The following is a 13,676-nucleotide window of genomic DNA, read 5'->3' as shown; positions in this document are numbered from 1 at the left end:
TCCTCGCGCGAGTCGCGCACCAGATCCTCCAGCGTGCGCTGCGCGCGGTTGTAGTAGTCGGCCGACATTTTCAGATTACGGAAAATGCGGCTGCCATTATGCGGGTGCTTGTCGGTCAGTTGCACGACGTAGTCGCGGTCGGCGCGCGTCTTCTCGCCGCCCTTCGGCTCGATCACGATTGCGCCGAAAGCTCCGTCAGGCTCCTGAAACCCGGTATGGCTGTGAAACCAGTAGGTGCCGGCTTGCTGGATCGGGAACTGGTAGGTGAAGGTCTGGCCCGGCGCGATCCCGTTGAAGCTGATGCCCGGAACGCCGTCCTGCCGGAACGGCAGGATCAGCCCGTGCCAGTGGATGGAAGTGCTTTCGCGCAGATTGTTCTTGACGTTGATCGTGACCTGCTCGCCTTCCTTGAAGCGCAGGACGGTCGGGCTCTGACTCTTGTTGTAGCCGATGCCGGTTTTCTTGAAGTCTCCGGTGTCGATGCGGATCTTGTCGACGCTGACATTGTAGGTGCCTGCCAGCGTCATGCCGCCGGATACGGCGAGGGTTGCGGCCAGAATGGCCGTCTTGATACGGGGGATGGGTTTCATCTCCGGTCCTTTCAGATTTGATTTGAAAGCGGTGCATTTGCGCCGCGTAGCGTGCTGATGATTGCAGCCCTGCAAATGGTCATGTCGCGTCAAGGCGCGTCCGAGTGATGCAAAGGGTTGCGTATGTTCAACTTCGGCCGCCTATTCGGCGGGCACGAAGCGACAGAAATCAGGCTCGCGGAGGCGGCGTTTCGCTGAAGGAGGCCAGATTATAAGGCACGACGACGCCGAAATCGTATTCGACCGAGATTTGCATGCGCATCTGTACCGGCAGCAGAATTGGCGGTGGCAGAAGCGACGAACAATGCGCCGTCATGGCGGCGCAGCCACCCGTCTTCACATGCAAAGCGGTGACATCACAGCTGCTTGAAGCTGGCACAGATTGATGCGCGCCTTGGGAATGATCCGGCTGGGCACGTGCGAACGACATATGCGGAAACGTCGCCGTAACCATTACGGTCAAGGCCAGAAGCCACCCCCAGAATATGCTGTGCCGCTGTGTCATGCCACTCCATCAACATCGACGTTCTCCAATCGCCGAAAAATCGGTCAGACGCGCGGAAATTGCAAGCTTACACTTGGTTACATTAAAACCGCGCCGGGTGAGTTGACCCTCCTGCGCTGGAATGATTTCGTTTCACAACGTCGGGGAGGGGGTTTCGCGGCATGCGACATCATCTGCCCCAGCAGATCAAAACACAGTCAAGGAAAACAACATGACGTTTATGAAATCTATCGGAGCAACGACTGCACTCATCCTTTTTGCAGGATCAGCGATGGCGGGTGCGGGACACGGCTCGTCCATCGGCAAGGCAGGAGACCCGGACAAGGTCGACCGCGTCATCGAGGTCAGCATGGACGAAATGAAGTATGAGCCCAAGTCCGTTTCCGTCGCCACGGGCGAGACGATCAAGTTCGTCGTGCGCAATGACGGAAACCTCGTTCATGAATTCAACCTTGGCAACAAGGCCATGTGGGACGATCACAAGGGTGAGATGAAGAACATGCTGAAATCCGGCATGATGACGATGAAAAAGCTCAACCATGCCAAGATGATGGAAGGCGGCATGATGCATGATGAAAGCAACAGCGTCCTCCTGGAACCCGGTCAGACCGCTGAGGTGGTCTGGACTTTTACCGATACAACCGAAATGGGCTTTGCCTGCAACGTGCCGGGGCACCGCGAGGGCGGCATGGTCGGCAAGATTGCGTTCGCGGGGCACTGATTTTGCCTCGGATCATGAGGGGCCGGTTTCTGCCCCTCATGATCCAGCGGAAAAGGCCTTCGGCCCGGCAAGCAACAGGTTCGGCTAAGACGAGAGAGCAACATGAAACACCTCACTTTTTCGATAATTTCAATCTCGGTGACGGCTTACGCAAATGTTGCGTCCGCGACCCCGGAGGGCGACTGGGGTAGCGCATACGGTCATATGATGTGGAACGGAGGCCACGGGCTGCTTGGCGGTCTGATGATGTTGGTCTTTTGGGGGGTGATCATCGGATTGATCGTGCTGGGCGTTCGAGGCTTCTCGGGCCGATCCGACGCGTCGTCTAATTCAAGTGCGCTCGACATTCTAAAGGAACGCTACGCTCGGGGCGAAATCGAAGAGGATGAATACGAGCGTCGCAAGGCGAATCTGGAGCGCTGAAATTGAGAGAAGATCGGGGCTGTTGACAATAATGTGAGATCGATACCCAAAGGCTCGGTTGACCTTCCAGCACTGGACAGTCTTACATTCTATAAAATCAGATATTTGAGATGAAATATGATACCGGAAATTGGGCAATTCGCTCTCGCTCTCGCGCTGATGATTGCGTTGGTTCAAAGCATTTTACCGGTGCTGGGTGCTGCGCGTGGTAATCTACTGTGGATGCGAAGTGCGCGCGCGTCATCGATCGCGCAACTCGTCTTCATCGGCATCGCGTTCCTGGCCCTCACGCGGTCCTTCATTGTCAGCGATTTCACGGTTGCGAACGTGGTCGAAAATTCCCATTCACTCAAACCGATGCTCTACAAGGTCGCGGGCACCTGGGGGAGCCACGAGGGCTCCCTGTTGCTCTGGGTCTTGATCCTTGCGGCCTTCGGTGCGGGTGTCGCGCTTCTGGGGTCGAATATTCCGGATGCGCTAAAGGCGCGAACGCTGTCGGTTCAGGCGTGGATCAGCACTGGATTTCTCTCATTTCTGATACTTACGTCCAACCCGTTCGAGCGGATTTTCCCTCCGCCGCTCGATGGCAATGACCTCAATCCGCTTTTGCAGGATGTTGGGTTGGCGATGCATCCACCGCTGCTCTATTTCGGCTATGTCGGTTTCTCGATCGTCTTCTCCTTCGCCGTCGCAGCGTTGATTGAAGGGCGGGTTGATGCCGCCTGGGCACGGCGGGTTCGCCCCTGGACACTGGCGGCGTGGATGAGCCTGACGGCTGGTATCGCTCTGGGGTCGTGGTGGGCCTATTATGAGCTGGGCTGGGGTGGCTGGTGGTTTTGGGATCCGGTTGAGAATGTCAGTTTCATGCCTTGGCTTCTGGGCACGGCGCTTCTGCATTCGGCCATCGTGACGGAAAAGCGCGACGCCTTCAAAAGCTGGACGATTCTTCTGGCGATCCTCACGTTCTCACTGTCTTTGCTGGGCACGTTCATTGTGCGCTCAGGATTGCTCACATCCGTTCATGCCTTCGCGGTCGACCCCGAACGCGGCCTCTATATTCTCGGGCTGCTGGGTGTTTCCATCGGCGGGTCTCTCGGGCTTTATGCATGGCGCGCGCCAGCGATGGAGGGGGGCGGTCTCTTCGCGCCGATCAGCCGCGAGGCGGGGTTGCTCGTCAATAACCTTCTTCTGGGGGCTGCGACAGGTACGGTCCTGTTCGGCACGCTGTATCCGCTTTTCATGGAAGCTGTCGTCGGCACCAAAATTTCGGTCGGCCCACCCTTCTTCAATGCGGCCTTCATTCCGATGATGCTGCCGCTTGTTGTTGTCATGGGTTTTGGCCCGTTTCTGTCCTGGAAACGGGCAGACCTGAAGGGCATCTTTCAGCGCCTTCGCTTTGTCGCGGTGCTTGCAGGGTTATCGGGCCTCGCCGTCTGGTATCTGACCGAGGGCGGACCTGTCCTTGCCTATCTGTCGGTTGCAATCGCTGTCTGGCTATTGCTGGCGACGCTACGCGAGTGGACGACCCGCATCAGGCTTTTCGAGGTGCCTTTTGCAGATGCGATGCGCCGGGCCCGCAATATGCCGCGGTCATCTCACGGCATGACATTGGCCCATGCCGGTCTGGCAGTTGCAATGCTTGGTTTCATCGGGTCGAGCGCATGGAAATCGGAAGAGATCGTCTTCGTTCAACCCGGAGCCGAGATCGCGATTGCGGGCTTTGATGTCCGCTTCGACGGGGTCGAGCGCGTTCAGGGACCCAATTATGTTGCCGATCGAGGCACACTTACAGTAACCCGTGATGGGGATCCGGTGACGATACTGTACCCCGAGCGCCGGTTCTATTTGGTTGCACAGAGCAGCACGACCGAATCCGCCATCCGTTCGACACTCGCAGGCGATCTTTACGCCTCTCTGGCCGAACCAGCCTCGGAAGACACAGCCGCGTCCGGTGCATGGACCCTGCGTATTCTCTATGAGCCGCTGGTGAATTTTATCTGGATCGGTGCCGCAATGCTGGTTCTCGGCGGAGGTCTTTCACTGTCTGACCGACGATTGCGCGTGGGCGCTCCGCGACGTGCGATCACACCTGCCGCACAAGCGACCCCAGCGGAGTGATTTGATGACACGTATTCTCGCAGCCCTACCGATCCTGGTCGCACTGATGGTTGGCGGCTTTTTTCTGTGGGGATTGAACCCTGATCGGGACCCAAACGAAATTCCTTCGGTTCTCATTTCCCAGCAGGTCCCTGAATTCGACCTGGCGCCTGTTGCGGGCATGAATATTCCCGGTCTTGCCCGGACGGATCTGACAGGGAATCCGGGGCCAGTGGTGGTGAATGTCTTTGCTTCATGGTGCGTACCTTGCCGAGCCGAACACGCGGTTCTGACGCGGATGGTCGAACGCGACGGCGTGCGGCTCATGGGCATCAACTACAAGGACAAGCCCGAGGAGGCCCGTGCCTGGCTGGATGATCTGGGCAACCCCTATGAGCGGATAGGATCGGACCTGAACGGACGCGCCGGAATCGAATGGGGTATCTCAGGCGTGCCTGAAACCTTCATCGTCTCCGGCGCTGGCACCGTACTGTACCGCTATGTCGGTCCGGTCGTCGGCCCCGAAGCAGAAGCGGAATTTTCTACGGCGCTGGCAGAGGCCCGCGCTACGAAGGCGCCGCGCACATGATACGGAAAACGCTGTTCGCAACCTTGATACTTTTCATCCTGCCCTTTGCTGTGGCGGCGGTAGAGCCGGACGAGATACTGGACGATCCGGTGCTGGAGGCGCGGGCGCGGGATATCTCGAAAGACCTGCGTTGCGTCGTCTGCCAGAACGAGAATATTGACAGTTCGAATGCCGGCGTTGCTCGCGATCTGCGCCTGCTGGTCCGGGAACGGCTGATTGCAGGCGATACGAACCAGCAGGCACTCGACTTCATTCAGGCCCGCTATGGTGATTTCGTCCTTCTGAAGCCGCCGTTCAAGCCGTCCACTTACGCGCTCTGGCTCGCCCCCGGCGTTTTTCTGCTCTTCGGAATAGGGGTAAGCATCCTAATTCTGTCCCGAGCTCGGACGCGCCGCCCGAATGAAGCCCTGAGCGACTCCGAAGAGTCCGCCGTTGCTGAACTTCTGGCGCAAGAAAACAGGAGTGATCCATGATGCTCTGGGGTATTTTTTCTGCGCTGGCCGTCGCGGCCGCGCTTTTCATGGTACTGCCGCTGTTCGGCGCGAAAACGGAAATGGCCAACCGCCAGGCCGGCTCGGTCTCGATCCTTGCCGATCAGTTGCGCGAGGTCGACGCCGATCACGAACGCGGCTTGATTTCCGCAGCTGAAGCCCAGGCAGCCCGTGTCGAAATCAAGCGCCGTCTTCTGGCGCTTTCCCGTCTCCCAGAAACCAAACGCATGGATGGAATCAAGAGCGGTCAGGCACTTTTGGTGGTCGTGGCCCTCGCCGTTCCTGCGACCGCCGGGGCGCTCTATGCGTCACTTGGTTCGCCGCAAATGCCCAGCATGACCTTCGCTGACCGTGAAGATGAGCGCACCCAGCGGGTCGAAATCGCCGATCTGACGGAGCGTCTGCTGGAGCGGTTGAAAAATGACCCGAATGGCGGCCCAACCGAGGGCTGGATGCTGCTGGCGCAGACATACATGCGTATGGAACGCTATTCCGACGCGGCGGCAGCCATCGCAAATGTCACCGAGCGTAAAGATGTGACCTCGGCGATTTTGTCCCAATACGCCGAGGCGCTGATCGCAGCCGAGGAAGGCATCGTGACCCCGGATGCCCGCACCGTCATCGCCCGCGCACGACAGATGGACCCGGCGAATCCTGCTGCGTCCTACTATGAGGCCATCGCGCTTGATCAGGCGGGCGACAGCAAAGAGGCGCACGACCTGCTCCTTGCCCGGCTGGATGCCGCGACAGGATCGGAATCCTGGGTGGAGCTTTTCGTCGCACAGGCCAATCGGATCGGCGATACGCTTGGACGTGACGTTGTCAGACTGACCTCCATCGCACCGATGGACGCTGCCCCGTCATCAGGGCCGACCGAGGACGACATGGCCGCGGCCGCCGAGATGAGCCAGAGCGAACGTGATACGTTCATCCGGTCGATGGTTGATCGATTGGCGAACCGACTGGAAAGCGCGCCAGATGATCTGGACGGGTGGCTGCGGCTGGCCGACGCCTATCAGGTCTTGGGCGACACACAAAAGGCGCAGGTAGCTTATGGTAAAGCGGAGAGGTTGGCTCAAACCTTGCCCAATGATGATCCTCGCAGACAAACCATACGAGAGGCGTTGACCGGTCCCGAACAGTGACGTGGAGGCAGCGAGCATGAGGAGAAGAGAATTCATTACAGGGCTTGCGGCGGCCGCAACGGTGTTTTCAGCGAGAAACGCGGCAGCCCACCCGGTAAAGCAGTTACCGGACTACGATCTACCAGAAGAAATGCTGCCAAGGGTCGTGCCCATTGCGGGCAACTTTGTGCCGTATGAAATACACGTCAACCCCGATGAATTCGCGCTCTACTGGACGCTGCCGGGCAACAGGGCACTGCGCTATGTGGTCGGCATCGGACGCCCGGGCCTTTATGAGGCAGGTGAATTCCATGTGGGCGCCAAGAAGGAATGGCCCAGTTGGACGCCGACACTGGGAATGCTGCGCCGTGAGCCCGAGCTTTACTCCAAATGGACGGACGGAATGCCGGGCGGACTGAACAACCCGCTTGGCGCCCGGGCGCTCTATCTGTTCACGCCCGAACGCGGTGACACGTTTCTGCGGATCCACGGCACCAATGATCCCTCGACCTTGCGACGCCGGGTCTCGAACGGATGCGCGAGGCTGATCAACGATCAGATGGTCAATCTCTATAACCGCGTGCCGATGGGCACACGGATTGTTTTATATCCGTCCCTAGTCTAACGCCAGCGCGACCCCCGTTCAATTCCACCAGGTGGAAACCTATCCGAGCGATCAAATGAACAGGGACGATGTGTTTATTGTCACCGCTCTATCTCCTGCCCCCGTGCTCGGGAGCGAGTCCGCCCCCGACCGCACAAGCGCCTCGGCCAAATCTGTGCATCCTAATCGCAAGCGGATGCCCGGCGTTACTGCGCCGTGTATCCGCCGTCGATGACGAGTTCTGCGCCGGTCACGAACTTCGCCTCGTCCGAGGCGAGATAGACCACACCATAAGCGATATCGTTCGGCTCGCCGACCCGGCCGATCGGGTGCAGTGCAGACAGCGCCTTGCGACCCTCCGAGACGTCGCCGTGCTCGGCAAGGTAATTCTCGACCATCGGCGTCCAGATGTAGCCGGGGTGGATCGAGTTTACTCTAATGCCCAACCGCTCCTTGGCGCAATAGAGCGCAACCGACTTGGTGTAAAGCCTGACCCCACCTTTCGAGGCGTTGTAAGCGCCGAGATTGGGGTCGCCGACCAGACCTTCGATCGACGATATGTTAATGACCGCGCCACCCGCCGGTTCGTTGCGTTTCATCGTCAGAATCGCATGCTTGGTGCCGAGGAAGACTCCGTCGAGGTTGATGCTCATGAGTGTTCGCCAGCGTTCCAGCGTCTCTTCCTCCGGTGGCCCGCCCCAGCCGACGCCCGCATTGTTGACGAGCACGTCGAGGCGACCGAAGTGCTCAAGTGTGGCGATCATCACTCGCTCCCAGGCGCTTTCCTCGGCGACGTCGTGATGGAGATAGATTGCCTCGCCGCCGCCCTCCGTGATGGCCCGCGCCACCGCTTCTCCCTCGGTATCCTTGATGTCGGTCAGCACCACTTTGGCACCCTCGCGCGCCAGCAATTGCGCCGTCGCCGCCCCGAGCCCCAAGGCCGCGCCGGTGACGATCGCCACTTTATTGTTCAAGCGTTCCATCTTCCCCTCCTTCTTTTCCGAGTTTCTCAGCGGCCCCACAGTTTTAGAAGACACAGAGAGCAGCATCTTCTCTTTAGGAGACGCAGTGATCCCGGAACCATTACAGTCTGACCTGGACTAATCCGCGATCAGCCTGGTTTTCCAGCTCGCTCGGCCACTGAAGGCAACGCTGCATGAAAACTAAAGTGTAAGAAGTCGGCTTGAAGTACGTCCTTCGAATAGGGCGCCCGGAGTTCAGCCGATCGCCGGACGGATAGTGATCAAGGAAAGGATGTTCTCATGCGGCCAATAAAGCTATTTTTATCCACGATGATCGTTTCGGTAGCGAGCCTCCCATTCGCCGTTCGCGCGGCGGATGTTGAAGCGCTTCCTGACGCGACTGTTTCCGAGGGACAGGAGATCCTGCAGTGTCAGAATGATCTGCTGGCGTTCGAGGACGAGTTGGCAAGGACTGGGTTCGGTGTATTGGCGCCAGGCGGCTATATTGGCGGATATGCCGGATACAAGACGGGTTATGGCCTGATCGGCACGCCGCGCCAGCAGATGCAGGTGCTGCGCGACGCAGCCGGGGTATATGCCCTCGCAGGCGATGAAAAAGCCTGCCAGATGGTGCTCGCGTCCATGCGGAAAATTTATGAGGCGCATGACGAGCCGGTCGGATCTGAAACCGAAAATCCGGAGGCCCGGACGGCGTGGCGGCGCGCCCATTTGGCAAAGGCTGTACCGGTGACCGAGATGGGCAGGCTGATGCGTGCGGACGTGGTCATCGATGCGGATCTCCGCACCGCCGACGACACGATGTTAGGTGAAATCAAGGACGTTATACTTGATCCGCAACGGCAGACGATCGCATATGTATTGGCCTCCCGAGGCGGGTTTCTGGGATTGGGCGAGGAGTTGATCGCCGTGCGCTGGACCGATCTGCGGGCCACCGAGGATCACGAGATCTACGTGCTTGATGTCTCGCCCGAAGCCTTCATGGCGGCACCCAAGGTGGAGCGGCAAAATTTTGCGGCGAGCTTCGACGAGGGCTGGCGCCATCGCCTCGATCAGTACTGGGCAGGCGTCGTCGCGACGCCATAGATCGGTTGTCGGCTTCGGAAGATTTCGTCTATAGCAATTGACGCGCCGTCCAGCCGATTGCTTCGAGTCCGCGCGCGCGCCAGCCACGTCGGCGCCAGACAGAAAGGGTCACTTCCTCTGCATCTGCGAGGTCGTCCATGTATTGGGCCTGCAGTTGCTCGGTCAGCGTTTGATCGCGTGCAATCAACACGAGTTCCTGGTTCAGGAACAGGCTCCGGTAATCAAGGTTTGCCGAACCGACGATCGACCAGACTGTGTCGATGGCCGAGGTCTTGGCGTGCAATGGGCGCGGAAGATATTCATAAATCCGCACCCCCGCGGACAGTAGCGGCGCATAGGCTGCCTGCGTCGCCCAGCCCGCAACCATCGGGTCGCCCCTGCGGGGCACCAACAGCCGTACGTCCACGCCGCGGGTCGCGGCGGCTCGGAGCGCCTGGCCAACCATGACCCCCGGCCCGAAATAGGGCGACGTCAGATAGACTCGAGACTGGGCACTCGCAATCAATCCTGCGTGCAGACAGGCGAGACGATGTTGGCAGTGGCGAGAGTAGCTCGGCACCAGCAACGCCTCCATATCTTTGGGGTCTTCGGGAATGGCGCTCGCTGGGAACCGGTGTGCATCGTGCCAGAGCCGGTCGAAATGTCCGATTGCAAGCGTTGCGAGTGGGCCGGAGACGCGCACATGGGTGTCGCGCTGACGCGTCTCTCCATGCAGCCGACGCGAGTTCAGGCGGCGGATGTTGAAGCCGCCCAGGAATGCTTCCCGGCCATCCACAACCAAAAGCTTTCGATGGTTGCGCTGGAGGTAGTGCAGAGGGTGCCGGGCGCGAAACGGTCTGAACCAACGGAACCGGACTCCGTTCCGTTCGAGTTCACGCCTGAACTTCCGGAAACCCCGCTGGCCGGCGCCGAAAGCGTCGAGGTGCAGTTGGACGTCAATCCCCGAGCGGGCCTTGGCCCCGAGCGCGGCAACAAAGCGGGCGCCAATCTCGTCGGCCGCGAATATGTAGGATTCCATCCGGATGTCGCACTGTGCGCTTTCAATCGCCCCGGTCATTGCGTCGAAAAGAGCATCGCCTTCGAAGAAAAGCTGGAACGCGCCCCGGCCCTCGCGGAGATCCGGAACGCAGATGGCGGCACCTGCTTGCGTACCTGGCGGCGTGTCGCCGTGTACCGAACCGCCCGTTTTTTCGCTGGCAAGGCTCATGGTTCGCACCTAGCATTCTCCAATGTGGCCTGCAATGTCAGCGGCGTGGCGCGTGCATCAGATTTGTCGCACAACATGCTGCGCGGCCGCAATCTTATCGCTGCAGCGTAAAAGCCCACTCCAGGTTCTGCTGATGGAACCCCGCGCGGCTGGGACGGACGGAAGAGCAAGCAGCATGACACGCGCGCGTCGATCTCTCTCACATCCAGGATCGAATTGATCCTTTTGATGTGCGTGCATCGCAGCAGCCTGACCCTGGTCGGCGAGACGGCCCAAACTCCCGCCTTCTGTCATTTGCGATCTGCGCTCGCGGGGCCATTTACCCCGGATTATTCATGGGGGGGTTATGATCGGCTTGTGGGTGGCTTGCATCAAGACTTTTTCTTGGGCAAAGTCAGTGTCGTAGGAGTGCAAACACATTGATGTAGATCTAATGCCCAGTCTCCAGCGACAGACGCAGTCTTCATTCGGCCATGTGAGAGCCTGGAGTCGGGCAATTTTTCTATGTTTGCTGTTGCTGCTTGGCGGTCTCTTCCATACCGATCACGACATGTCGGTCTCTGCGGTACCGGACCTGACGATCGAGCAGACGAAGGACCGCGGCCATTCACGGGTCAGTCATGCTCGGCACGCCATCCCGGCCCCTGCGCATTGCCACACGACCGGCTCATGTGCGGCCATCGTGCCGATCGTCGGTTCGCAAACCGCCCCGCCGAGCGATTCAACCCTCTGGCACCTTGATGCCGAACCTCTTCCAGCCTCCCGGCCGGCCGACAACCAGTTCCGCCCTCCTCGCTTCTCCGCGCGCGTCTGAGTGGTGTCTGACGGCGCTTCGGCGCGCCGTCGGCACCAGCGTTCTGCCATTTTTTGCGCTCCGGAGATTCTATTATGTTTACAACGCCACGCCATCAACCATACATGACCGCCCCACGAGATCGGCGTACCACAATCGACCGTCGACTCGTCGAATGTCGACAGGAATTTTTTCGCTTCTTCCGTCGTCGTCTTGCCCGCCCCGAGGACGCCGAAGATGCGTTGCAGGATTTCTGCCTCAAGGCGCTCCGCGCCGCAAACACCCTGGAGGACAGCCAGAATGTGGATGCCTGGCTCAGCCGGATCCTGCGGAACACGCTGACTGACCACTATCGCCGCCGTGCCGCACGCCAGAAGGGAGAGACTGCTTTTGCGCGCGAACCCCGCAGCGAAGTAGCTCCAAGGCCTGCGCATGAGCCTTCCGCGTGCGGTTATATTCGCGAGCTGTTGCCGGTACTCAAGCCTGAATACAGAGAGATAATCCGCCGCGTCGATCTTGAAGAGACGTCGCGTCAGTGCGTTGCGGCGGAACTGGGACTTACCTCCAACAATGTGGGTGTGCGCCTGCACCGGGCCCGCCGGGCGCTGCGGGCCGAGATCAAGCATCGTCGTAAGGAGCCCCACGACAGCGCGATCCTGACTTGAGGCTGCGGCTGGCTTTGACCTGTAACGGAACCGAAGTTAGTGCGTCAGAATGATTGGAGGTGAAGGATGACAGGCGAAAGGCAATGTAATTGACTTATCTGATCACGAGGAGAAAACAATGATCAAACAGATATTCACAGGCGTCGCCGCAATCGCGGCGTTTTCAACTCCGGCATTTGCCGATGGCGATGCCGAGGAGGGCAAAAAAGTCTTTAGAAAGTGTCAGGCCTGCCATCAGGTTGGCGAAGACGCGAAGAACCGTGTGGGCCCGATCCTGAACGGCGTTGTCGAGCGTCAGGCGGGGACTCTTGAGGATTACAAATACTCCGACGCTATGACCGAGGCTGGTGAAGAGGGACTGATCTGGACCCATGAGAACCTCGCCGAATATCTCAAGAAGCCTCGAGAATTCATTCCTGGTAACAAGATGACCTTTGCCGGTTTGCGAAAGGAAGAGGAAGTCGAGGACGTGATCGCCTATCTCGAGACCTTTCCCGACAAGGAAGAGTAGTATGCGGCTACTACGCCCCATTGAGTTTCCGCTTGCACGTAGGCGCGATGTGTTGAAGCGGATCCCATTCGGTAGCTCGTCAGGGACTACGAGACGAGGTCCTTATGAGCCATCTGCCCGCTGGCCGTAGGCCCACGGCATCAACGCGTCGATGTCCTTGTCGAGATGACCGTTGGCCAGCTTCATGAACAGGTCCTTCAGATAGGCGTATGGCTCGACGCCGTTCATCTTGCAGGAGCCAATCAGGCTGGCGAAGCGTGCCCAGTTCCGGCCGCCTTCGTCATGACCGGCAAAAAGTGCGTTACGGCGATTCATGGCAGGGCTGCGGATGGCGTTTTCGACAAGATTGGAGTCGATGTCGACGCGGCCATCATCAAGGAAGTGACGGAAGCCCTCTTCGCGCCGCAGCATATAGGCCATGGCCTCCCCAAGCTCTGATTTGCGCGAGACCCGCCCGGCCTGCGCCTGCAGCCAGGCGAAGAACTCATCGACCAATGGACGAGACAGCTCCTGCCGGACGGCCCGGCGCTGATCAGGAACCGAGCCACGGATTTGGTCTTCAATCTTGTAGAGCGTGGCGATGCGCAACAGCGCCTTGTCCACGATAGGCGAACCTTTCTTGGGTTTGGCCTTGATCAGTTTGCGTCGTCCATGCGCCCAGCAGAACGCCAGACGCAATGGATCGCCGCCCGTGCGTTTTGGTGTGGCAAGGTGAGTATAGGCGCCGTAAGCATCGACTTGGATCGTGCCGTTGAAGCCGTGCAATATTTCGGCGGCATATTCGCCTTTACGCCCGGGCCGATAGTGGAACACGACACCCGGCGGCGCGGTGCCGTTCCAGCCACGGTCGTCGCGCAAGACCGCCCAAAGGTAGCCGGTCTTGGTTTTTCCGCGCCCGGGATCCAGCACCGGGGCGGTGGTTTCGTCGACATAGAGCCGGGAGCTTTCCGACATCAGGCGCTTGCCCATGTGATCGACCACGGGGGCGATCAGCGCGCCGGTCCGACCCATCCAGTCAGCCAGAACCGAGCGGTCGATCGGCACGCCGTGACGGGCCATGACCATGGCCTGCCGGTTCAGCGGCATGTGCTCGGAATGCTTGGACACGGCGATCTGTGCCAGCAGCGCCTCGGTGGGTCTATGTCATCATCCGCTTTCAGGACCGCCAAAAATTCATCTAGCACCTTGGTGACAGTCGGTGAAAGCTGTTCTTCATGCTGATCTGCCATGTTAAATCGATGCCTGTGAAATAGAGTTTCCACTTTCCTAGCATTTCACCAGAAAATAGTC

Annotated in this window: 14 protein-coding genes and 1 pseudogene; 10 read left to right on the top strand and 5 right to left on the bottom strand. The window is 59.3% G+C overall.

From position 1 onward, the window contains the following. Both DC366_RS17015 and DC366_RS19715 read right to left on the bottom strand, forming a co-directional pair. The coding region (locus DC366_RS17015) for a multicopper oxidase domain-containing protein (protein ID WP_165802945.1) at nucleotides 1–590 on the bottom strand (590 nt) is incomplete at its 3' end. 169 nt (nucleotides 591–759) lie between these two features. After that, nucleotides 760–1,095, bottom strand: coding sequence for a hypothetical protein (locus DC366_RS19715; RefSeq protein WP_133176231.1), 336 nt, complete (start codon nucleotides 1,093–1,095; stop codon nucleotides 760–762). Between the two features lie 211 nt (nucleotides 1,096–1,306). Between DC366_RS19715 and DC366_RS17010 the strand changes: the two genes are divergently transcribed. The 7 genes from DC366_RS17010 (at nucleotide 1,307) to DC366_RS16980 (ending at nucleotide 7,165) form a co-directional block, all read left to right on the top strand. After that, nucleotides 1,307–1,816: a cupredoxin domain-containing protein gene (locus tag DC366_RS17010; protein WP_243405195.1), complete on the top strand. Its 510-nt coding sequence runs from the start codon at nucleotides 1,307–1,309 to the stop codon at nucleotides 1,814–1,816. Between the two features lie 102 nt (nucleotides 1,817–1,918). Next, nucleotides 1,919–2,239: an SHOCT domain-containing protein gene (locus DC366_RS17005; RefSeq protein ID WP_108693392.1), complete on the top strand. Its 321-nt coding sequence runs from the start codon at nucleotides 1,919–1,921 to the stop codon at nucleotides 2,237–2,239. A 117-nt stretch (nucleotides 2,240–2,356) separates the two neighbouring features. After that, entirely contained in the window at nucleotides 2,357–4,357 is a 2,001-nt protein-coding gene (locus tag DC366_RS17000; RefSeq protein ID WP_108693391.1) for a heme lyase CcmF/NrfE family subunit, read from the top strand. A 4-nt stretch (nucleotides 4,358–4,361) separates the two neighbouring features. Then, complete coding sequence (locus tag DC366_RS16995) at nucleotides 4,362–4,925, top strand: DsbE family thiol:disulfide interchange protein (RefSeq protein ID WP_108693400.1); 564 nt, start codon at nucleotides 4,362–4,364, stop codon at nucleotides 4,923–4,925. Then, nucleotides 4,925–5,398: a cytochrome c-type biogenesis protein gene (locus DC366_RS16990; protein WP_108693399.1), complete on the top strand. Its 474-nt coding sequence runs from the start codon at nucleotides 4,925–4,927 to the stop codon at nucleotides 5,396–5,398. The genes DC366_RS16995 and DC366_RS16990 overlap by 1 nt, the downstream gene beginning before the upstream one ends. Then, a complete protein-coding gene (gene ccmI, locus DC366_RS16985; RefSeq protein WP_207768761.1) occupies nucleotides 5,395–6,561 on the top strand; it encodes a c-type cytochrome biogenesis protein CcmI in 1,167 nt (388 codons plus the stop codon). The genes DC366_RS16990 and ccmI overlap by 4 nt, the downstream gene beginning before the upstream one ends. 16 nt (nucleotides 6,562–6,577) lie before the next feature. Then, complete coding sequence (locus DC366_RS16980; protein ID WP_108693397.1) at nucleotides 6,578–7,165, top strand: L,D-transpeptidase; 588 nt, start codon at nucleotides 6,578–6,580, stop codon at nucleotides 7,163–7,165. 185 nt (nucleotides 7,166–7,350) lie between these two features. Here the strand turns inward: DC366_RS16980 and DC366_RS16975 are convergent, their stop codons facing one another. Beyond that, the gene (locus tag DC366_RS16975; RefSeq protein WP_108693396.1) at nucleotides 7,351–8,127 is read right to left on the bottom strand and encodes a glucose 1-dehydrogenase; all 777 of its coding nucleotides are present in this window, start codon (nucleotides 8,125–8,127) and stop codon (nucleotides 7,351–7,353) included. Between the two features lie 279 nt (nucleotides 8,128–8,406). On the opposite strand from DC366_RS16975, the gene DC366_RS16970 reads away from it, so the two are divergent. Continuing rightward, nucleotides 8,407–9,210, top strand: coding sequence for a PRC-barrel domain-containing protein (locus tag DC366_RS16970; protein ID WP_108693390.1), 804 nt, complete (start codon nucleotides 8,407–8,409; stop codon nucleotides 9,208–9,210). 28 nt (nucleotides 9,211–9,238) lie between these two features. Here DC366_RS16970 and DC366_RS16965 read toward each other — a convergent pair whose 3' ends face one another. Further along, nucleotides 9,239–10,417 (bottom strand): phospholipase D-like domain-containing protein, encoded by a 1,179-nt coding sequence (locus DC366_RS16965; protein WP_108693389.1) that lies wholly within the window; start codon nucleotides 10,415–10,417, stop codon nucleotides 9,239–9,241. 918 nt (nucleotides 10,418–11,335) lie between these two features. Between DC366_RS16965 and DC366_RS16960 the strand changes: the two genes are divergently transcribed. Together DC366_RS16960 and DC366_RS16955 are read left to right on the top strand one after the other, a co-directional pair. Further along, the gene (locus DC366_RS16960) at nucleotides 11,336–11,875 is read left to right on the top strand and encodes an RNA polymerase sigma factor (RefSeq protein ID WP_165802944.1); all 540 of its coding nucleotides are present in this window, start codon (nucleotides 11,336–11,338) and stop codon (nucleotides 11,873–11,875) included. 118 nt (nucleotides 11,876–11,993) lie between these two features. After that, nucleotides 11,994–12,386: a c-type cytochrome gene (locus DC366_RS16955; protein ID WP_108693387.1), complete on the top strand. Its 393-nt coding sequence runs from the start codon at nucleotides 11,994–11,996 to the stop codon at nucleotides 12,384–12,386. A 102-nt stretch (nucleotides 12,387–12,488) separates the two neighbouring features. Here the strand turns inward: DC366_RS16955 and tnpC are convergent. After that, nucleotides 12,489–13,523, bottom strand: a pseudogene (gene tnpC / locus DC366_RS16950) (IS66 family transposase); the annotation flags it as partial. Between the last annotated feature and the right edge of the window lie 153 nt (nucleotides 13,524–13,676).

The sequence above is a fragment of the Pelagivirga sediminicola genome, assembly GCF_003072125.1.
Classification (GTDB): domain Bacteria; phylum Pseudomonadota; class Alphaproteobacteria; order Rhodobacterales; family Rhodobacteraceae; genus Roseovarius; species Roseovarius sediminicola.
This window is presented reverse-complemented; position numbering and strand designations above follow the sequence as displayed.

Coding starts and splice junctions, on each gene's coding strand:
- DC366_RS19715 (WP_133176231.1), bottom strand. CDS start 1,095: ATGACACAGCGGCACAGCATATTCTGGGGGTGGCTTCTGGCCTTGACC.
- DC366_RS17010 (WP_243405195.1), top strand. CDS start 1,307: ATGACGTTTATGAAATCTATCGGAGCAACGACTGCACTCATCCTTTTT.
- DC366_RS17005 (WP_108693392.1), top strand. CDS start 1,919: ATGAAACACCTCACTTTTTCGATAATTTCAATCTCGGTGACGGCTTAC.
- DC366_RS17000 (WP_108693391.1), top strand. CDS start 2,357: ATGATACCGGAAATTGGGCAATTCGCTCTCGCTCTCGCGCTGATGATT.
- DC366_RS16995 (WP_108693400.1), top strand. CDS start 4,362: ATGACACGTATTCTCGCAGCCCTACCGATCCTGGTCGCACTGATGGTT.
- ccmI (WP_207768761.1), top strand. CDS start 5,395: ATGATGCTCTGGGGTATTTTTTCTGCGCTGGCCGTCGCGGCCGCGCTT.
- DC366_RS16980 (WP_108693397.1), top strand. CDS start 6,578: ATGAGGAGAAGAGAATTCATTACAGGGCTTGCGGCGGCCGCAACGGTG.
- DC366_RS16975 (WP_108693396.1), bottom strand. CDS start 8,127: ATGGAACGCTTGAACAATAAAGTGGCGATCGTCACCGGCGCGGCCTTG.
- DC366_RS16970 (WP_108693390.1), top strand. CDS start 8,407: ATGCGGCCAATAAAGCTATTTTTATCCACGATGATCGTTTCGGTAGCG.
- DC366_RS16965 (WP_108693389.1), bottom strand. CDS start 10,417: ATGAGCCTTGCCAGCGAAAAAACGGGCGGTTCGGTACACGGCGACACG.
- DC366_RS16960 (WP_165802944.1), top strand. CDS start 11,336: ATGACCGCCCCACGAGATCGGCGTACCACAATCGACCGTCGACTCGTC.
- DC366_RS16955 (WP_108693387.1), top strand. CDS start 11,994: ATGATCAAACAGATATTCACAGGCGTCGCCGCAATCGCGGCGTTTTCA.